Origin of the sequence: Chryseobacterium sp. KACC 21268 (assembly GCA_028736075.1) — a bacterium.
Classification (GTDB): domain Bacteria; phylum Bacteroidota; class Bacteroidia; order Flavobacteriales; family Weeksellaceae; genus Epilithonimonas.
Window position 1 is genome coordinate 457,184 of record CP117875.1, and the last position, 18,944, is coordinate 476,127.

At 37.4% G+C, this 18,944-nt stretch carries 21 protein-coding genes; 17 read left to right on the plus strand and 4 right to left on the minus strand.

Annotated features, from left to right (window positions below; all coding sequences use genetic code 11):
• Complete coding sequence (locus PQ459_02200) at positions 1–966, plus strand: glycosyltransferase (protein ID WDF47306.1); 966 nt, start codon at positions 1–3, stop codon at positions 964–966.
• A 16-nt stretch (positions 967–982) separates the two neighbouring features.
• Positions 983–2,002, plus strand: coding sequence for a glycosyltransferase (locus PQ459_02205; protein WDF47307.1), 1,020 nt, complete (start codon positions 983–985; stop codon positions 2,000–2,002).
• 5 nt (positions 2,003–2,007) lie between these two features.
• Here PQ459_02205 and PQ459_02210 read toward each other — a convergent pair whose 3' ends face one another.
• The gene (locus tag PQ459_02210) at positions 2,008–2,784 is read right to left on the minus strand and encodes a class I SAM-dependent methyltransferase (protein WDF47308.1); all 777 of its coding nucleotides are present in this window, start codon (positions 2,782–2,784) and stop codon (positions 2,008–2,010) included.
• 89 nt (positions 2,785–2,873) lie between these two features.
• Between PQ459_02210 and PQ459_02215 the strand changes: the two genes are divergently transcribed.
• The 10 genes from PQ459_02215 to PQ459_02260 all read left to right on the plus strand — a co-directional run bounded on the left by PQ459_02215 (position 2,874) and on the right by PQ459_02260 (position 11,473).
• Positions 2,874–4,031 carry a glycosyltransferase gene (locus PQ459_02215; GenBank protein ID WDF47309.1) on the plus strand — a complete coding sequence of 386 codons (1,158 nt, stop codon included), beginning with the start codon at positions 2,874–2,876 and terminating at the stop codon, positions 4,029–4,031.
• Between the two features lies 1 nt (position 4,032).
• Positions 4,033–4,593 carry an acyltransferase gene (locus PQ459_02220; GenBank protein ID WDF47310.1) on the plus strand — a complete coding sequence of 187 codons (561 nt, stop codon included), beginning with the start codon at positions 4,033–4,035 and terminating at the stop codon, positions 4,591–4,593.
• A gap of 134 nt (positions 4,594–4,727) precedes the next feature.
• Entirely contained in the window at positions 4,728–5,678 is a 951-nt protein-coding gene (locus PQ459_02225; GenBank protein ID WDF47311.1) for a ketoacyl-ACP synthase III, read from the plus strand.
• Positions 5,679–6,827, plus strand: coding sequence for a glycosyltransferase (locus PQ459_02230; protein ID WDF48679.1), 1,149 nt, complete (start codon positions 5,679–5,681; stop codon positions 6,825–6,827).
• Positions 6,828–6,836: 9 nt separating this feature from the next.
• Complete coding sequence (locus tag PQ459_02235) at positions 6,837–7,388, plus strand: serine acetyltransferase (GenBank protein WDF47312.1); 552 nt, start codon at positions 6,837–6,839, stop codon at positions 7,386–7,388.
• A 172-nt stretch (positions 7,389–7,560) separates the two neighbouring features.
• Complete coding sequence (locus tag PQ459_02240; GenBank protein ID WDF47313.1) at positions 7,561–8,238, plus strand: carbonic anhydrase; 678 nt, start codon at positions 7,561–7,563, stop codon at positions 8,236–8,238.
• A 9-nt stretch (positions 8,239–8,247) separates the two neighbouring features.
• The gene (locus tag PQ459_02245) at positions 8,248–8,541 is read left to right on the plus strand and encodes a hypothetical protein (protein ID WDF47314.1); all 294 of its coding nucleotides are present in this window, start codon (positions 8,248–8,250) and stop codon (positions 8,539–8,541) included.
• Between the two features lie 134 nt (positions 8,542–8,675).
• Positions 8,676–10,271 carry a SulP family inorganic anion transporter gene (locus PQ459_02250; protein WDF47315.1) on the plus strand — a complete coding sequence of 532 codons (1,596 nt, stop codon included), beginning with the start codon at positions 8,676–8,678 and terminating at the stop codon, positions 10,269–10,271.
• A gap of 45 nt (positions 10,272–10,316) precedes the next feature.
• Positions 10,317–10,952, plus strand: a complete 636-nt coding sequence (locus tag PQ459_02255) for a carbonic anhydrase (protein ID WDF47316.1) — start codon at positions 10,317–10,319, stop codon at positions 10,950–10,952.
• Positions 10,953–11,137: 185 nt separating this feature from the next.
• On the plus strand, positions 11,138–11,473 hold the full coding sequence (locus PQ459_02260) for a T9SS type A sorting domain-containing protein (protein WDF47317.1): 336 nt from the start codon (positions 11,138–11,140) through the stop codon (positions 11,471–11,473).
• 2 nt (positions 11,474–11,475) lie between these two features.
• Here PQ459_02260 and pth read toward each other — a convergent pair whose 3' ends face one another.
• From pth to mfd, 3 genes are read right to left on the minus strand one after another with little or no spacing between them, the layout of a single operon-like run.
• The gene (gene pth / locus PQ459_02265) at positions 11,476–12,039 is read right to left on the minus strand and encodes an aminoacyl-tRNA hydrolase (protein ID WDF47318.1); all 564 of its coding nucleotides are present in this window, start codon (positions 12,037–12,039) and stop codon (positions 11,476–11,478) included.
• 9 nt (positions 12,040–12,048) lie between these two features.
• A complete protein-coding gene (locus PQ459_02270) occupies positions 12,049–12,921 on the minus strand; it encodes a hypothetical protein (protein WDF47319.1) in 873 nt (290 codons plus the stop codon).
• A gap of 45 nt (positions 12,922–12,966) precedes the next feature.
• On the minus strand, positions 12,967–16,314 hold the full coding sequence (mfd, locus tag PQ459_02275; GenBank protein WDF47320.1) for a transcription-repair coupling factor: 3,348 nt from the start codon (positions 16,312–16,314) through the stop codon (positions 12,967–12,969).
• A 149-nt stretch (positions 16,315–16,463) separates the two neighbouring features.
• Here mfd and PQ459_02280 point away from each other — a divergent pair, with 149 nt between their 5' ends.
• The 5 genes from PQ459_02280 to PQ459_02300 all read left to right on the plus strand — a co-directional run bounded on the left by PQ459_02280 (position 16,464) and on the right by PQ459_02300 (position 18,847).
• The gene (locus PQ459_02280) at positions 16,464–16,838 is read left to right on the plus strand and encodes a hypothetical protein (GenBank protein ID WDF47321.1); all 375 of its coding nucleotides are present in this window, start codon (positions 16,464–16,466) and stop codon (positions 16,836–16,838) included.
• Positions 16,838–17,428, plus strand: a complete 591-nt coding sequence (locus PQ459_02285) for an outer membrane beta-barrel protein (GenBank protein WDF47322.1) — start codon at positions 16,838–16,840, stop codon at positions 17,426–17,428. The genes PQ459_02280 and PQ459_02285 overlap by 1 nt, the downstream gene beginning before the upstream one ends.
• Before the next feature lie 104 nt (positions 17,429–17,532).
• The gene (locus tag PQ459_02290) at positions 17,533–17,871 is read left to right on the plus strand and encodes a hypothetical protein (protein WDF47323.1); all 339 of its coding nucleotides are present in this window, start codon (positions 17,533–17,535) and stop codon (positions 17,869–17,871) included.
• Complete coding sequence (locus PQ459_02295) at positions 17,868–18,482, plus strand: hypothetical protein (protein ID WDF47324.1); 615 nt, start codon at positions 17,868–17,870, stop codon at positions 18,480–18,482. Before PQ459_02290 ends, PQ459_02295 begins: the two co-directional genes overlap by 4 nt.
• A gap of 104 nt (positions 18,483–18,586) precedes the next feature.
• Complete coding sequence (locus tag PQ459_02300; protein ID WDF47325.1) at positions 18,587–18,847, plus strand: hypothetical protein; 261 nt, start codon at positions 18,587–18,589, stop codon at positions 18,845–18,847.
• Positions 18,848–18,944 lie beyond the last annotated feature (97 nt).

The window sequence follows — 18,944 nt, forward strand, 5'->3', positions numbered from 1 at the left end:
ATGAATCCAAAAATTTCTGTCGTAATGTCGGTCTACAATGGCGACAATTTCGTGGCTCAAAGTGTGCAGGCAATTCTGGATCAGACGTTTCAGGATTTCGAATTTATTATTATTGATGATGCTTCTACAGATAAAACCTGGGAAATTCTAAATCAATTCTCAGAGAAAGACGCTAGATTAAGGCTTTTCAGAAACGAACAAAATATTGGTCCGGCAGGTTTCATCAGAAATCTTAATTTCGGCTGCAAACAGGCCAAAGGTAAATACATCGCAAGGATAGATCACGACGACATTTCCAGAAAAGACCGTTTCCAACTGCAATATGATTTCTTAGAAGATAATCCCGACATTTTTATCGTCGGTGCCGGTTTGAAAAAAGTAGATGAAACAGGAAATGATCTTGGAGAAATGCGTGCTCCACTCAATGATGCTGAGATCCGGAAAGTAATGCCGAAAAAGATCTCACTCTACCATCCCGTCATTATGTTCAGGAAGGAATTCTACGAAGATTTCTACCGGGAAAAGATGCGATATTGTGAAGATTACGATTTCTATTTCAGAGTAATGACGGACCATCTGAAAATGGCAAATCTGGACGAAAGTCTTTTGGAATACAGGATTCTGCAAAACTCACTTTCCCGCGAGCAGGACAAAGTGATTAAGAATCTCTTCATCAATCAATGTAAAGTTTTTTACAAAGAACGTTTGGCAACAGGCAAGGATTCTTACGCCATTTTTGACCCGAACACGTTTTTGAATATATATAAAAATCCATCCAAAGATCTACTTCAAACTGCAATCGCCGTTTCAAAAAAATATTACGATTTTTCCGGGTTTCAAAAACTGATGAAAATGTACAGAGAATTGTTCAGTTCGGATCTTTTTTATCTTAAGAATTCTATTTTCCTGACACTCGGAGAATCTATGTTTTACAAAAATTCTAAGTTGATCAATCAACTCGATTAAAACTTTAAAAACACTTATGACAGATATTTTCATCAAATCTTTTAACCGTCCTTTTTACCTAGACAGATGCATCTCTTCTATCGAAAAATTTGTATCCGGAGATTTTAGAATTAAGGTTTTGGATGACGGCACGCCCGAAAAATATCTGGACAAAATCAGAAAAAAACATCCGAACATAGAAATTTTGCTTTCGGATAATTATCACGGAAAGATCAAAGCAATAGAGGAAAATTTAGCTTCCGGAAAAGCTGTCAATGGTTTTGAAATTCCCACAAAATTCTGGTTCGAAAATGTAAAAAAAGGATCCGATTATGTGATTGTAACAGAGGATGATGTTTGGTTTACCAATCCAATCAATGTGGATGAATTATCTAACCAAGCGAAAAAACACGATATCAATCTTCTAAAACTTGGCTGGCTTGGCAATGAGTCTGAGAGAGAAGATCTTAACTTAAAGTCTATTTCCGAAACAGTTGAATCTGCACAGCCAAAGGGACTTCTTTTCTTTTCAAAAAGATGGATGCACGCTTTTTTTTACAATGATTTCAAATTCTATACAATCCTTTATAAATTAGGCAAAGTAGATAATATTACACAAAGAAAATATTGGGCTTTGAACTCCATATTAATGGGATTCTTCAATAAAAGATACTGGCTGGAAATCTGGAAGGAAATGGATGGCAAAGTGGATGAAAAGAAACAGCTTATCAACGCTTCACTCTTCTACAAAAACCACAGAAACAATCCCAACTTCATTTCAAGATTGAAAAGCGAAGCTATGAAAACCACCTTCCAGTCTTCGGCTACTAATTCTTATCACGAATACGGTTTTGATTTCGACGTCAATCAGTTTAATCATTTGATCAATGAAGCCTGGTGGAAAGGGAATTTTGACGCATTGGAGAATTTTCCAAAGGATTTTTCTCAGGATTATTTTAAGGCTTTTGTCTCTGATAAAATTAATATTCCGGAATTTGAAAAATGGGCTGACCAATTTCGCAAACAGTACGAAAATATGGGCTGCAAAACAGAATAATAAAATTAATCTTTGAAAATGAGACCTGCATATTTACCATCAAATTCTACAACATAAGGTTTCAGACCTTTGGTTTCGCAAAAGTCTTTGAAAGCTGCATTGTCTCCAATATCATCACTCATAAAAATTCCGCCTTTTCTCACTTTGTTGAATAATAAATTGTAAGCCCAGATTCGGCCATTATAAGATTTGTCACTGTCATAATGTACCACATCGAATGACTTAGCTTTCGAAAAGATTTTTGGCAGAGATTCTTTGTCTGCAAATCGGTAGAGATTCCAATTTGATCTGTACTTGTCCGGAATCACACAACCCACAAAATCTTCACTTTGACTCTGCAGCAGATAAGGCATATCTGAGCTGTAAAGTGTTCCATTCCTGTGAACTAATGATGCCAGAGCAGCAAAAGAAGACCAACCGTATGCTACGCCAGTTTCTACAGTTTCTTGAGCACTTGTATACTCATTAATGTAATAGATGACACTTAGAGATCCAGCCCCGCCCAATTTCACTGGTGCTTTCGCCTGAATCTGTAATGCCATTGCAAACTCCTTCGGGAAAATTTTTTCGAAGGGAATAAAAGTCGATTTTAAAATATTTTCTATAAAGTCTTTTTCAGAAATTGCCAAAGACGCGCACCACTTTTCTGCATCATCTTTTCCACGCAATGCCGAAGAACGGTTAAAGATGTTTTTCCATATTTTTCTTCTTAGTTCCGGGTAAAGGTCTGGACGTTTCAAGTAAGCAAAAAAAGTAGATGTGATTTCGGAGATTTTACTCATACTATTTATGTTTGTATTACAAAAATAAAAAAGTTTTGCACATGCAATGCTTATATTTGCATTGTGAGAATTTTTTGAAAAAAACACGCATGAATCGAAAAATAAATATCCTTTTCAGACACCGATCTATGGAAATGGGAGGTGTAGAAAAAGTAATTTTGGGCCTTCTGGACAATCTTAATAAAAATAAATTTGACATCACTTATCTGGTCAGTCTTTATCAGGGTGAGTTACGGGATAAGGTTCCTTCTCACATTAATTATGTGAAAATAAATACAGGGAAGGAGGATTTCTCACAAAATCCAATCATTAACAAGGTCCAACTTACGATGAGAGGTCTGAAGATCAAATTTCTGCAGACTTTCCCCAACCTCATTGACAAAATCTTTTTGGACAAAAAATTTGATGTTGAAATTGCTTCATCTTACACGGATTTTGCTTCCGTTCTTGCTAGTTCTGACAGAGATTCCAAAAAAATAGGTTGGTTCCATTCGGACATTACTTTCCCAAAAATGCAACCCATTGTTCCATTACTTTTGAGCCAGATTCCTAGATTTGACTATTTTATTTTTGGTTCTCAACAGACAAAAGACATTCTGGTAGAAACCTATCCAGATCTCAAACTTCCTGAGAATGAAGTCATTTTAAATGCAATTCCTATTGAAGAAATCAAAGAAAAAGCAGGAGAGTTTGTTCCTGATTTTGAAACTAAGGACCCTGTTTTTGTTTCTGTCGGAAGACTACATTCCAGAAAAGGATATCGCAAACTTATAGAAGTGCATGCCCAGCTAATCAAAGATGGTTTTCCTCACAAAATTGTTATCATTGGTGATGGCGAGGAAATGGAGAACCTCAGAAACCTAATTGCGGAACTGGGAGTGGAACATTCTTTTATTTTGAAGGGATCTCTCCTCAATCCTTATCCTTATGTGAAAAATGCAGATTTTTTCATAATGCCTTCCGAGTCCGAAGGTTGGCCATTGATCATTGCAGATACTTTGATTCTTCAAAAACCAATCCTATCAACAGCAGTTGGGGGAATCCCGGAAATGATCACTCATCAGAAAAATGGATACCTCATCAATTATGATTCAAAAGAAATATATGATGCGATGAGGGAATTCATGACAAATAAAAATTTGATTGCAGACATACAGGAAAATCTAAAAAACTCTGAGGAGCAATTTGATAATCAAAAGATTTTCGATGCAGTTGAAAATATCATTATTAATTTAGCAAAAAAATAATATGACTTTATTATATCGGATTATTTTAAAAATTCATAATATTTACATCACTTTGATCAAGAATATTACAATTACACTTGCAAAGGAGAGAGGTCTTAAAGTTGGAAAAAATCTATTTGTACAAGGCATTCCAGATTTTGGTTCTGAACCTTTTCTTGTAGAAATTGGCGACAATGTAACGCTTGCTGAGAATGTTTCTTTTATCAATCACGGTGGAGATGCAAGGGTGACAAAAAATATTGAAAAATATAAAGACGGCAGATTTTTCGGAAGAATAAAGATTGGCAATAATACTTTCATCGGAAAAGGAACCATTATTCTACCGGGTGTCAAGATTGGAGACAACTGTATCATTGGTTCTTTAAGTATTGTAAGCTCATCTATACCAGACAACTACGTTTACGGTGGTATTCCGGCAAAAAAAATATGTAGTATTGATGAATATGGAGAGAGATTATTGGCTAACACTGTCGTTTATGACCTAGAGTTGGAGAAAGACAGAAAAAAGCTCGAACATTATTTGAAAAATAATTTACCACACCAATATAAGGCTGTTAAATAAATTCTATGTAACCAAGTAATAATATCCTAAAAACTAACTAATCTATTAATTTCATAAAAATCACTCAACCATTAATTCTTTGCAAAACATTATTTTAAGATGCTTATCTTTGCAAAAATTTACCCCACGCTAATATGATTAACATTGCAGCGATAGAATACTATCTGCCCAAAAATATACTGACCAACGAAGACATTGCCAATGAATTCCCAGAGTGGAATGCAGAAAAAATCAAAGCAAAAATCGGCGTAGAATCCAGACATTTTGCAGATGAATCTGAAACAGCTCTCGACCTTGCTTATGAAGCTTGTGAAAAGCTTTTTAAGAATTATGACAAAAATAAAATCGATTTTATTCTTTTCTGTACTCAAAGTCCAGACTACTTTCTTCCGACAACGGCTTGTATTTTACAGGACAAATTAGGACTTCAGAAAAACATTGGAGCTTTGGATTTTAATCTTGGCTGTTCAGGTTTTGTATATGGTTTAACACTAGCAAAAGGACTCATTTCCATTGGTTTAGCTAAAAATATTTTGTTGGTAACTTCTGATACTTACACCAAGTTTTTGGATAAGAATGACAAGTCCAACAGAAGCATCTTTGGTGATGGTGCCGCGGTTACCATTGTAGAAAAAGACGACTCCAAGGCAGATTTCCAATATGTTGTGGGAACAGATGGTGCTGGATACAACAATCTAATTGTAGAAAATGGCGCTTCCAGAAATACTTCGGAAAAGCCTGTTCTTTTTATGAAAGGTCCAAAGATTTTCACATTTGCTTTGGAAAACATTCCAACGTTAATTAGTGAAACGCTCGAAAAAAACAAACTCAGACTAGAGGATATCGATCTTTTCGTTTTCCACCAGGCCAGTTCTTATATGCTGAATTACCTGAAGAATCTGTGTAATATTCCAGACGAAAAATTCTTTTTGGATATGAAGGATATTGGCAATACGGTTTCTGCAAGTATTCCAATTGCTTTAAAATTAGCTTTGGACCAAGATAAAATCAAAGAAGGCTTCAAAGTAATGGTGGCAGGTTTTGGTGTAGGATATTCTTGGGGAGCTGGGATCTTAGAATTCTAAATTTTGAAGAAGAAAATACTTATCAGAATTGGTTCTCTGCGTCACGGCGGCGCAGAAAAAGTTTTGGTAACCTTTCTCAAAAACCTTCCAAGAGACAAATACGAAATTGATTTACTACTAAATCTTTATTCCGGGAAATATCTTACGGATGTTCCGGATTGGGTCAATGTGATGTACCTCAATCGTGGCGAAATGATCACTACCAATCGCCCGAAAGACATTCCAAGAAAAATATACAGAGTTGTTTATCAGCAACTTTTAAAAAAATATCCAAAAATTCTGTATAAGCGAAAACTCAAAAACAAAGTTTACGATGTTGAGTTTGCTGCTATCCACGGCTTCAAGGATGAAGTACTGAACAGTCCTTTGAAATCTTCCAAAAAACTGATGTGGATCCATAATGATCTTACACAGGTCAGTGGCTATACAGATGAAAAGATCAGGCACTTCTTCCATTATGACAAAGTAATGGTCATTTCTGACAAGATTCAGCAGACATTTTTAGATTTAGCAAAAACCGAAGCCGAAAAAAAGAAAATAGTAAGAATTTACAATCCACTTGACACTACCGAAATTCTTACAAAAGCTGAAAAACCAATTCTTAATTATACCTTCGACAAGGCAATTCCTACTTTTGTTTCTGTCGGAACTGTTTTCCCTCAGAAAGGTTTTGACCGATTGTTGAAAGTTCACAAAAGACTTCTGGATGAAGGTTTCCCACACAAAGTATTAATTGTTGGCGACGGTTATGATTTCGAAAATGTGAAAAAACTGAAATCAGAATTAAAAGTTGATGAAACCGCCACAATGTTTGGTTTTACAGACAATCCTTATCCCTACTTCAAAGCAGCTGATTTTTATATTTTAAGCTCTCGATATGAAGGCTATCCAACTGTTTTGTTTGAAGCTATTACATTAAAAAAGAATATTCTCGCGACCGATGTCTCTGGCGTTACAGAAATGCTGGAAAATGGAAAATTAGGCTTAATCACAGAAAATTCTGAAGAAGGAATCTATGAAGGAATGAAGCGAGCATTGAAAAATCCCGAGAAATTTCAATCGTTTCAGGAAAATCTTGAGCATTATGAGATGCCTTTTAACTTGAAAAATTCTGTCGATAAAATTATGGAAATCATTGATAATTTGTAATTTTAACCAATGAGTTATTCTATTCTTCAAAAAGATTTCTACCGAGAAAGTGGAAAATATCTGTCCCATTTTCAGATGCTGAAAAAATGTTTCAGTCCCAATCTTCATTACATCTATTGGTTCAGAAATGCTCAGAAACATTCTAAGTCATCATTAATAGGCAAATTCTACCGTCTGATTCTCCGACATTATCAGATCAAATACGGATTTCAGATCTATGCAGAAACCCAGATTGGAGAAGGTTTGTATTTAGGCCATTGGGGCGCACTCGTCATCAATCCGAAAGCCAAGATTGGGAAAAACTGCAATATCGCACAAGGCGTAACCATCGCCCAGGCCAACCGCGGAAAAAATGAAGGCGTTCCCGTCATCGGAAACGAAGTCTGGATTGGTCCCAACGCTGTGATAGTCGGCAATATAACAATTGGCAACAATGTTCTTATCGGTCCAAATGCTTACGTGAATATGGATATTCCAGATAATTCTATTGCTTTGGGAAATCCTGCAGTCGTCACTTCAAAACAGAATGCGACCGAGGGTTATATTAACAATAAAGTTTAATTAATTTTATTATTTCTCGCTTTGATATCATATTTTCCTATATTAAACTTTGTTAAATCTCATTGTTTTTAAATTTTAAATTATATTTTTGTGTAATTATTGATTTGGTCTATTAGTTTTTAGAAACAACTACGCCGAATCAAATAATCATAAATGAGCAAATTTTATTGTTATGACAAACTCTTATGAAGGTATTTTCGAAAACAATAAAAAATGGGTCGAAGGAAAGTTAGCGGACAATCCCAATTATTTCCACGATCTGGCTAAAACACAACACCCGGATTACCTCTACATCGGATGTTCAGACAGCCGCGCAACGGCAGAGGAACTGATGGGCGTAGGGCCAGGCGAAGTTTTTGTACACAGAAACATTGCTAATGTGGTCAACACTTTGGATATGAGTTCTACAGCAGTAATTCAATACGCAGTTGAACATCTGAAGGTAAAACACATTATCGTCTGTGGACATTACAATTGCGGAGGCGTGAAAGCAGCAATGACGTCTCAGGATCTTGGACTTTTGAATCCTTGGCTGAGAAATATCAGAGATGTTTACAGACTTCATCAGGAAGAGTTGGATTCTGTGGATGCCGATAAAAAATATGATCGCCTTGTGGAACTGAATGTTCAGGAGCAATGCATCAATGTGATAAAAATGGCCTGCGTTCAGGAACGTTATATCTTGGATGAATATCCTATTGTTCACGGTTGGGTTTTCGACCTTAGAACAGGAAAAATAATTGATCTGGAAATCGATTTTGAGAAAATCTTGAAAGATATCCAGAAAATCTATAACCTGACAGATTCTGATTGGGTAATGAGTAAAAAGAACAACAAAAATCTTATTTAAGATTTATATATGAAGTATTGGAGTATTATAATATTAACGGTTTTTCTAAACTTTACGGCGCTTCCTGGGATTGCCGCTATGTTTGGTTGGGAACTACCGAGAACCAATGTTATAGTCAACGAGGAAGAAACCCATGCCAACACTTTTGTACTTTACGAAAAAACTATTCCTAAAACTTTGGACATCCACGATTTCCTTAAGTTTTGTGAAGTTGTTCCTCAAAAAAAACTGACTCCAAATTGGGAAACAAATATTTACTTTTCCCCTTATCTGAGTATATTTTCTCCTCCACCGGAAGCTTAATTCGTTTGCGTTTTTCTATAAACGTTATTCTTGTTTGCTGTTTTTGATAACAGTAGGCTTTGTTCTGTATTAAGTCAATCAACACTTTTTTAGAATAATTGGTATTCATTATCAATGACTTCTGCCATATCATTATGCAAAAATCAAAATCTTTGATTGGAGGGATCAAAGAGAATTTTCCTTCCGGTCTTGTAGTTTTTCTTGTGGCACTGCCGCTTTGTCTTGGGATTGCTTTGGCATCAGGAGCGCCGCCATTATCTGGGATCATTGCTGGGATTGTTGGCGGGATTGTTGTCGGACTCATTAGTAATTCCAACATCTCCGTTTCTGGTCCGGCTGCTGGTTTGACGGCCATCGTTTTGGTTGCCATCACAGACCTGGGTGCATTTGAATTATTTCTTTGCGCAGGGATCATTGCGGGAATTCTACAGTTAATTTTAGGATTTGTCCGGGCAGGAAGTATCTCAAATTACTTTCCGAATAATGTGATTGAAGGAATGTTGGCTGGTATCGGAATCATCATTATTCTGAAACAAATTCCGCACGCCTTAGGATTTGACAGTGATTATGAAGGCCACGAATCTATTTTTGATAAAGGACTTAATTTCGGATATTTCTCAGAATTATTTGGAGCGATCCATCCGGGAGCAATCGTTGTAACCTTGGTTTCTGTAGCAATTTTGCTGGCTTGGGACCATATTACTTTTCTGAAAAGAATAAAACTTTTACCTGGCGCACTGGTTGCCGTCATTGCGGGAATTCTACTGAATGAATTTTTCAAAATGTCTGGAAGTTCTTTGGCAATTTCTGAAAAACATTTGGTGACTTTGCCAACGCCAAGTTCATTGGAAGACTTCAAAAACCTGATCACGTTTCCAGATTTCAATGGATTTACGAATCCTAAAGTTTGGATCGCAGGTGCCACCATCGCAATTGTAGCATCTATCGAAACCTTGCTTTGTATTGAAGCTTCAGACAGATTGGATGTAAGAAGAAGGATTACCGATACCAATTTGGAATTGAAAGCGCAAGGCATTGGAAACCTCATCAGCTCTTTCATTGGTGGATTGCCGATGACGTCTGTAGTGGTAAGAAGTTCCGCTAATGCTAATGCTGGAGCAACTACCAAAGCTTCAGCCATCATTCACGGTGTTTTGTTGCTGATCTGTGTTTTGTCGATCCCGGTGATATTAAATCTAATTCCATTGGCAACTTTGGCAGCGGTATTAATCTTGGTAGGATATAAATTGGCAAAACCAGCAACCTTCAAACATTTCTGGCACAATGGGAAATATCAGTTCATTCCGTTTGTAGCAACCGTTTTGGCCGTGGTCTTCACCGATCTTTTGAAAGGTGTGGGAATTGGATTATTGATATCAGTATTCTACATTCTTCAAGGAAATATGAAGCGCGCTTATTATCTGAACAAAGCCACTTTGGACGATGCAGATGAGATCACGATAAAATTGGCAGAGGAAGTTTCCTTCCTGAACAAAGCAGCCATCAAGAAAACTTTGAAGAACGTAAAATCTGGCTCCAAAGTCATCATTGATGCAAAAACAACCTCGTACATCACAACAGATGTTCTGGAGATGATCCAGGATTTTGCCAATGTGAGAGCGAAGGAAGAAGACATAGAAGTCGAATTGCTTGGCTTCAAAACATCTTACAGAGACTATGCGAGCGATCAAGATTCGCACGTCATCGTCAACCACAAAAGAGCAATGTAAAAATTGCACAATCATTAACATTAATACTTTTTAAACATTTAAAATATGAAAGCACATACATTCGAAACACAAACGACCATTACTCCTGACAAAGCGCTTGAAATCCTAAAAGAAGGAAACGAAAGATTCGTTAAAAATCTGAAAGCGAACAGAGATCTTTTGTCTCAGGTCAATGACACGCGTGCGGGACAATGGCCATTTGCTGTAGTTTTGAGCTGTATCGACAGCCGTACATCTGCCGAATTGATCTTTGATCAGGGACTGGGCGATATTTTCAGCGTGAGAATTGCTGGTAACTTTGTAAATCAGGACATTCTTGGTTCTATGGAATTTGGTTGCAACGTGGCCGGTTCCAAACTGGTTGTCGTTCTAGGTCACACCAAATGTGGCGCATTGAAGGGCGGATTGGACGCAGCAGCGATCCAAGGTCTTGGAATGGACAACCTGAACCATTTGATCGACCACTTTGATCACATCATCAAAGATATCATCACTGACGGTGAAGAGCGATCTTCTAAAAACGAAGACCTATTGGAAAGACTGAATCAAAGCAATGTAAAAAATGCTATTGAAGACATCCGTACCAAAAGTTCTACGCTTAAAAAGATGGAAGAAGACGGCAAGATCAAGATCGTAGGAGCCAACTACGATGTTGAGACCGGTGTGGTCACTTGGATCTAAAAAATATTTTTTCTTTATACAATTAATTAGGTTTGCAGGCCGGGTAATTTATTTTATCCGGCTTGCTTATTTCCCTGCCAGAAACGAAACACAGGATATTAAAGGATATAAAATTCTTATGTTTTCCACAATAATCTATTTTTGGAATCCATTTTGTTATGATACCTTTGCAAAAACATACATTGATGAAAAAATTATTCTTCCTGTTGGGCGCATCTTCCTTTGCGTTCGCTCAAACCGCTACCACAGAGCCGAAAGCATCATCCAAAGATCTTATAAACTCAAACAATGTAGTTTCACAGGATGTCAGTGGAACAGCCAAATCATCTGAAAATCAAGTGACAGCAACTTATGAAAGTAAGAAACTCAAGAAATCTCAGGTTTATACCTCAGAAGGGAAGCTGATCCAGACTTCGACTAAAGCAATTTTAGATGAAAAGAAATTGAAAGCTGGGGAATACGTTATCAAAGTTGATTTCCAGGATGGAACATCTACTTCTGCCAAATTTATAAAGGACTAATATTATTTTCCGTTGAAAGCGGTCATCGTATTTTGGATGCCTGCAAAGACAAAAGATAAACAGGCTTGGGAAAACTTTTCGATTCTTTCGGAAAGTTTTTCTTTTTCCTCATCGTTCCATTTTCCGAGAACGTAATCTGCTTGCTTTCCCTCAGAGAATTCTGCAGAAATTCCAAATCTCAATCTTGGGTAGTTTGGGGTATTGAGTTGTGACTGGATACTTTTCAATCCATTGTGACCAGCGTCAGAGCCTTTCATTTTCATCCTAAGAGAACCGAATGGCAGTGCGAGATCATCAGTAATAATTAAAATATTTTCTAAAGGAATATTCTCTTTTTGCATCCAGAATTTTACTGCATTACCCGAGAGATTCACGTAAGTGTCTGGTTTGAGGACAAAGACTTTCCTGCCTTTGTATTTGCCTTCTGCGAGTAGTCCAAAATTTGAAGATTTGAAAGGCGCTTCTATCTTCTCTGCAATTTTCTCTGCTACTTTGAAACCGATATTATGACGCGTTTCCGCATACTCTTCCCCTTTGTTGCCAATACCGACAATGAGATACTTCATCTTTAAAAATTATTTTACATATTCAAAAGCTACAGATCCCTGATCAGAAGTTCCAACAATCGGATATCCATCTGTATCGTAGGCAAATTTTAGATCAGCAGTAATGGACTCCGTGTTGGTTGTAGCCTTCATTGTTTTTGCATTGTTGATGGACAGCCCGCTTCCCACATTATTTTCCAGGTCAAAATGAGAACTTACCAATTTGAAAGCCATTGGCAAGCTATTCAGAGGATTTTTGTAAGTGTCATAATTACTGAATGCTGTTGTGATTACAATGGGATCAATTGTCACTGGTCCAGGCACCGTAGAAACTGTGTACTTCATCCCACTGACATTGCTGCCACTGAAGGTGTAATCTGTCTTTATTGTAAACAATTCGCTTGTATTGGTCTCGTCTTTTACCTTTGTAACGATGCTTTTGATCTTATCAGAAGAGTACTCGTAAGTTGTTGTCGAGTTATAAACTATTGTTCCATTTACCTTATTAATCCCTTTGGACGATGTAAGTTTACCCGAAGTATAGGTCAAATCTTGGCTGTTAACTGTTCTATCTCCGGAGAAATCATCTACAGACTCGTAATCTACTTTGCTGATCTGGTCTGCAGCATAAGTTAAAGTGTACTTAAAAGAATTGTCATCCGCCGTTACGCTTGTAAGTTTATTGCTTGTATAATTGTATGTTGCAACCACTTTATCGCCTCCACTATCGATGGATGTGACTTTCTTAATATTTTTAATCGTTGGATTTGTACTGCCATTATTGGGATTGAAGTCATACTCTACTCCATTCAGAAAATCGCCAGATTCATCTTGGCTGGGACTGCAAGATGCCAGTGTAAAAATTCCAAATATGATAGAGAGATAATATATAATATTTTTCATTGTTTGATTTTCTGTTTGCAAAGTTAACTTTTTAAAATAAATCCTTTAAGCCAAAATCCTATTCAAAACCAGATTCACCTCATCCACATTTTTCACGTTGTCTTTCCGCATCATCAGCTGGTTGTTCTTTTCTTTTAACGTCGCTTCCTTCGGATTTTGTGTGAGGTAGGCAATTATTTTTTTGAATTTGTCGCTTTGATAGAATTTGTCCTGAGGATTCGCAGGGAAATAACCGAGGAACACTTTGTTTTTCACCACCAATTTATCAAATCCAATTTCCGCGGCCAGCCATTTCAGCTCCACAGATTTTAGAAGATTGATGGCTTCATCTGGCAATTCTCCGAATCTATCTTTCAATTCATTTTCGAAGTTTGCAAGGTCGATCGCATTATTGATCTCAGCTAATTTTTGGTATAATGACAATCTTTCCTCGGTCGAACTCACATAATGATCCGGCAACATCAACTCCAGATCTGTATCGATATTCACTTCCTTCGTCGATTTGAATAATTTCTGACGATCTTCCTCATTCTCGAAAAGATTTTCAAAATCCTCATCATCTTTCAATTCCTCCAAAGCTTCCTGCATCATTTTCTGATACGTTTCAAATCCCATTTCGTTGATGAAACCACTTTGTTCCGCTCCCAACAAATCGCCCGCACCACGAATCTCCAGATCCTTCATCGCAATCTGAAATCCACTTCCAAGATCAGAAAATTGCTCAATTGCTTCCAATCTTTTTCTCGCATCGGAAGTCATCATATCAAACGGCGGCGTGATGAGATAGCAAAACGCTTTCCTGTTGCTTCGCCCAACTCGTCCACGCATTTGGTGAACATCCGCCATTCCAAAACGGTGAGCATCATTTATGAAAATTGTATTCGCATTCGGAACGTCAACTCCACTTTCGATGATGGTTGTAGCGACCAGAACGTCATATTTTCCATTCATAAAATCGAGGACGTTTTGCTCCAATTGTTTGCCTTCCATCTGCCCGTGGCCGATCACAACTTTTGCGTCTGGAACCAGTCTTTGGATCAATCCTGCAATATCTTTCAGATTTTCAATTCTATTATTGATGAAATAAACCTGTCCGTCACGCTGAAGTTCATACGAAACCGCATCACGGATGACTTCTTCGCTAAAACCAATAATACTCGTATCAACAGGCTGACGGTTTGGCGGTGGTGTTTTGATGACCGAAAGATCTCGTGCAGCCATCAATGAAAATTGCAAAGTCCTCGGAATCGGTGTTGCCGTCAATGTCAACGTATCAACATTGGTTTTCATCGTCTTCAGTTTATCTTTTACCGAAACGCCGAATTTATGCTCTTCATCAATGATCAACAAACCTAAATTCTTGAATTTAACTTTCTCTGAAGCCAATTGATGCGTTCCGATTACGATATCCACTTTTCCATCTTTCAATCCAGCCAAGGTTTCGGATTTCTGTTTTGCCGTTCTGAATCTATTCAAATAAGAAATATTGACCGGAAAATCTTTCAATCGTTCTTTGAAACTTCTGTAATGTTGGAATGCCAAAATCGTCGTTGGAACCAAAATCGCTACTTGCTTGCTGTCCGTCGCCGCTTTGAAGGCCGCACGGATCGCAATTTCCGTTTTCCCGAATCCTACGTCGCCACAGATCAAACGGTCCATTACGCCTTCATCCTCCATATCGCGTTTGACATCGAAGGTCGCTTTTTCCTGATCCGGCGTGTCTTCGTAAAGGAAACTCGCTTCCAACTCATTTTGAAGATAAGAATCCGGCGAATATTGGAAGCCTTTTGCGGTTTTTCGTTGCGCGTAAAGTTTTATTAAATCAAACGCGATCTGCTTGACCCTCGCTTTTGTTTTTTGTTTTAATGATTTCCACGCTGGCGAACCGAGTTTGCTGAGGACAATTTCCTTTCCGTCTGGTCCGTTATATTTTGAAATTTTATGAAGGGAATGGATACTTACATAAAGCAGGTCGCCATTTTTATAGGTCAGTTTGAAACATTCCTGGATCTTCCCATCGTTATTGACCTTCACCAAACCCATAAATTTCCCAATCCCGTGATCGATATGCGCAATGTAATCGCCCACTTTCAAAGACATTAGATCTTTTAAAGTCAGCTGTTCGGATTTGGCAAACGTGTCTTTGGATTTGTAACGTTGATAACGGTCGAAAATCTGATGATCTGTGTAAACCAGAAGTTTATGTTCCAGATCCACAAAACCCTGATGAAGTTCGGATCTGAAACTTTTAAATGGAATCTGATGTCCCAATTCTTCAAAGATAGACTGCAATCTTTCTCTTTGTTTTTCTGATGAGAAAGAGATCCACGTGTCAAAGCCGAGAATTTGTTTTTCCTGAAGGTCATCGATTAACAATTCGAAATTTTTGTGGAAACTTGGCTGTTGTGTTTGGTTAAGTTCCAGCGTTTTGATCTTCGGAAGTTCAAATGGGTGCGAACTGAAATCGATGGTTTTGAACTTGATTAGTTTATTCTTGAATTCATTTTCGGAAATAAACAATTCTTCCGGCTTTCTATGACTGATCTCTTTGCTTAATGTTTCAAATTTCTCAAACGATTTTTCATAAAAATCTTTGACTTTCTTAACGCCGAGAAATAGATTCTTCGATACGATCAAACTGTCATTAGAAAGCAATTCGAAGAACGAAACCTTGTTCCCGGAAACCGAAAAATTCATATTGGAGACCAACTGGAATTCCGTGATCTTGTCCAATGAAAGTTGAGATTCGATATCAAATGTTTTGATGCTTTCCACCTCATTACCAAAAAATGTGATCCGGAAAGGCTTTTCATTAGAGAAAGAAAAAACATCGACAATTCCACCACGAACAGAGAATTCTCCCGGCTCGGAAACAAAATCTGTTTGGTTGAATTGGTAATGATTCAGCAACTCATCCACAAAATCAAAATCCAACTGATCGCCGACTTTAATCTGGTGAGAAATCGCTTTGAAATCTTCCTTCTTCAACACTTTCTCCGACAATGCACCAACGTAGGCCACGATGACTTTCGGAGATTTTCCAGAATTTATTTTATTGATGACCTCAGTTCTCAAAACCAAATTGGCATTCTGCGTTTTCTCTACTTGGTAAGGTTCCAAATGCGTCGCCGGAAAATAAAGTATATTTTCTTTCCCAAGCAGATCTTCCATTTCTGAGTTCACATAAAGCGCATCTTCCTTGTCATCGACAATATAAAGAATATTCTTTTTGTGCGCCAGAAACAATTCTGCCGTGAAAATAGAAACCGCCGAACCTGCGCTTCCTTTCACAGAAATATGTTGATTGCTATCTAATTGTGAAAAAATCTCACTTCCAAACTCTTTCTTAAGCAAATCGGGAAGCAGATTTTCATTGATTTTTTTTAATTCCATTCTGAAATATGTGTAAACAGGAAAACGATTCCGAGCTTGTTCCCGGAATCGTAATTCTTTGCAAAAATACGAAATTTAAATATTCAACAATTAATCCATCTCCGTGATTTTGTGAATGAAAAAACGTTAAATTCGTAAAAAATTAACCTATGAAATCAAATTTCAATTTTGGTTCTATTGCGCTCATTACACTACTTTCGTTTGTGAGTTGCGGACAAGATTACGTAGATAATTCCAGAGTTTTTGCAGAGGGGAAAATCACGTCCCAAAGTCAATCTGTGAGTAATCTTCCGGTGAGTTTGGAAAATTCCTATTACATCCTTTCGAAAACCACGACGGGAAATGACGGCTCTTTCCGATTGGGCGGACCCGATGCGACGTCCGAAACAGAACTGGTCCTGAACAAAAAAATCCTCAGTTTCTCTGCAGACCGCGCAGGTTGCGTTTTGAGTTACGATTCACTTTCCATCGTCTTTCCAGAAGGTCGGAATTACGTTAAATTTACTAACATCACAATTGAATAATGAGAAAAATTCTATTATTATCCGCATTTCTATTCTGCCTTTTTTCATTTGCCCAAAAACCAAAATTCACTTTAGGCGTCAATGCTGTAGGCGTTTTTCCGATGGGTAACAATTATCTGAAAGATGGCGTGGAAAATTTTACAGGCGTTGGTCTGAACTTTCAAACCGTCTTCAAAAATAATATGGGATTTGGCATTGAACTCAGCCGAGCCTTTACCGAAGTAAAAGACAAAAGCGTCTTCGGAGAATTGGAAAGTCCGAAACTGACCAACTTCACAACCTATTTTCTTTACAAATATCCTTTTACAGAAGCCTTTAATATCGAAGGTCAAATTGGATACAGTTATATGGCATTGACGAGCCGATCTGATTATTTTTCAAATAATTATACAGAAAACGCAAGCGCATTTCTATTGGGAACTGAACTTTCCTACAACTTTCCAAAAGCAAAAATGGTGGAAATCTACGCGTCTCCAAAAATCTATTTCTTCGACTCCGAAGTCAAGTTCGAAGAAAGAGCAATTGACCGCTATTACTCCAGAGCGCCGTTGCTGAATCTCAATGTTGGCGTGAGGATCTATTTAAATTAAAAATATTTTTATCCGGTAATAAATATCATAATTCGTTAATTTTGCGTTTTATAATAAACTATACTTTGAAATTTACCTTTAAAATATTATCCGTTTTTTGCTTGATGTCGATTCTCTTGACCCAATGCAAAGACGACGATGCGAATATTTTCCGCGCCTATGTGGAAGGTAAGATCACGTATTCGGATGGAGAATTTCTTCAGAATCCGATTCATCTGGTCGTCGATAAAAAAATAATTGCAGAGAGCTACCCGAAAGAAAGTGGAAGTTTCGTTTTAGCTGGGCCATACAACAAAGGTGCATACAAACTGCAACTGAAAAATTTCAAAATCAAATCATTCTCCACAGAAACGGCAGGTTGCAAAATCTCCGCAGATTCCCTCAGTATCGAGATTCCGGATGGTGTGACTTATATTATTTTTAATGATATTACTTTGAAATGATAAAAAAATCTATTTTATTTTTCATCGTCGTTTTTTCGATTTCGGTTTCTGCACAACGGAGAAAGCAGGATTGGACAGAGCAAGTAAAGTTTTCTGTAGATCCACACGTGAAAATAATGACCTCGCTGGGCAACAATTTCCTGAGCGATGCCTTTGGATATTTTTATGGTTTCGGACTAGGTCTTAATACCAATCTTTATAAAAATTTTGGATTGGGCGTGGAATACACTTATTTTCTTGCAACCATCAAAGACCGCGACAAGTTTGGTTATCTAGGTGCACCATCGCTGAGTAATTTTGACTGGTACGTTTTCCATAAAGATAAAATCTCAGAAGAATTTTTTATTGAGGAAATCCTTGGCTATAGCACATACAGAATGAAAAGTCCTTATCTGGACAACTCTGGCGACTTCCGCGAAGGCAATGGCGGACTGAATCTTGGCGCAAAGGCCATTTACGTTTTGGATGCAGAAGGTTTCCAAGAAGTGGTTTTCGGTGCAAAGCTGAATTTCTATAATTCTAAAATCGGAAATCAAAATCCGGATGTTGCGAAGTACTATTCCAAAGCGACATTACTGAACATCAGTCTGGCCTATCGCTTTAATTTTTAAGGAGATTTTAAGCTTTTATAATTTCTGGTTAAAGTTTTATATTTCTCATTTTTAATCAATTATTACTATAAATTTGTCTCATCAAAAAACATAAACAACTCAAAATGAAAAATCTTTTAGCAACATTGCTGCTTACTTTCGGACTAGGAGTAGCATCAGCACAAACAACACCAGCAGCGAAAGCAACGAAGACAGAGGTCAAAGCGAAAACTTCTAAAACATCCGTAGAAGCAAAAGCTGCAAAAGTAGCAAACACGCCAGACGTCAAACTGAAAAAAGACGGAACACCGGACAAACGATACAAAGCCGCCAAAACCCTGAAAAAGGACGGAACGCCAGACAAGCGTTACAAGGCTAAAAAGTAATTTATCTCGATCTTTTGAAGAGAAGGATAATTTAATTTTTCATAACTTTTATTTTTTTAAGGCTTTACAAATTTTGTAAGGTCTTTTTTTTGGTTCG

Bases quoted from the DNA above. Each gene is read 5' to 3' on its own strand.
- PQ459_02200 (WDF47306.1), top strand. From the start codon at position 1: ATGAATCCAAAAATTTCTGTCGTAATGTCGGTCTACAATGGCGACAAT.
- PQ459_02205 (WDF47307.1), top strand. From the start codon at position 983: ATGACAGATATTTTCATCAAATCTTTTAACCGTCCTTTTTACCTAGAC.
- PQ459_02210 (WDF47308.1), bottom strand. From the start codon at position 2,784: ATGAGTAAAATCTCCGAAATCACATCTACTTTTTTTGCTTACTTGAAA.
- PQ459_02215 (WDF47309.1), top strand. From the start codon at position 2,874: ATGAATCGAAAAATAAATATCCTTTTCAGACACCGATCTATGGAAATG.
- PQ459_02220 (WDF47310.1), top strand. From the start codon at position 4,033: ATGACTTTATTATATCGGATTATTTTAAAAATTCATAATATTTACATC.
- PQ459_02225 (WDF47311.1), top strand. From the start codon at position 4,728: ATGATTAACATTGCAGCGATAGAATACTATCTGCCCAAAAATATACTG.
- PQ459_02235 (WDF47312.1), top strand. From the start codon at position 6,837: ATGAGTTATTCTATTCTTCAAAAAGATTTCTACCGAGAAAGTGGAAAA.
- PQ459_02240 (WDF47313.1), top strand. From the start codon at position 7,561: ATGACAAACTCTTATGAAGGTATTTTCGAAAACAATAAAAAATGGGTC.
- PQ459_02245 (WDF47314.1), top strand. From the start codon at position 8,248: ATGAAGTATTGGAGTATTATAATATTAACGGTTTTTCTAAACTTTACG.
- PQ459_02250 (WDF47315.1), top strand. From the start codon at position 8,676: ATGCAAAAATCAAAATCTTTGATTGGAGGGATCAAAGAGAATTTTCCT.
- PQ459_02255 (WDF47316.1), top strand. From the start codon at position 10,317: ATGAAAGCACATACATTCGAAACACAAACGACCATTACTCCTGACAAA.
- PQ459_02260 (WDF47317.1), top strand. From the start codon at position 11,138: ATGAAAAAATTATTCTTCCTGTTGGGCGCATCTTCCTTTGCGTTCGCT.
- pth (WDF47318.1), bottom strand. From the start codon at position 12,039: ATGAAGTATCTCATTGTCGGTATTGGCAACAAAGGGGAAGAGTATGCG.
- PQ459_02270 (WDF47319.1), bottom strand. From the start codon at position 12,921: ATGAAAAATATTATATATTATCTCTCTATCATATTTGGAATTTTTACA.
- mfd (WDF47320.1), bottom strand. From the start codon at position 16,314: ATGGAATTAAAAAAAATCAATGAAAATCTGCTTCCCGATTTGCTTAAG.
- PQ459_02280 (WDF47321.1), top strand. From the start codon at position 16,464: ATGAAATCAAATTTCAATTTTGGTTCTATTGCGCTCATTACACTACTT.
- PQ459_02285 (WDF47322.1), top strand. From the start codon at position 16,838: ATGAGAAAAATTCTATTATTATCCGCATTTCTATTCTGCCTTTTTTCA.
- PQ459_02290 (WDF47323.1), top strand. From the start codon at position 17,533: ATGTCGATTCTCTTGACCCAATGCAAAGACGACGATGCGAATATTTTC.
- PQ459_02295 (WDF47324.1), top strand. From the start codon at position 17,868: ATGATAAAAAAATCTATTTTATTTTTCATCGTCGTTTTTTCGATTTCG.
- PQ459_02300 (WDF47325.1), top strand. From the start codon at position 18,587: ATGAAAAATCTTTTAGCAACATTGCTGCTTACTTTCGGACTAGGAGTA.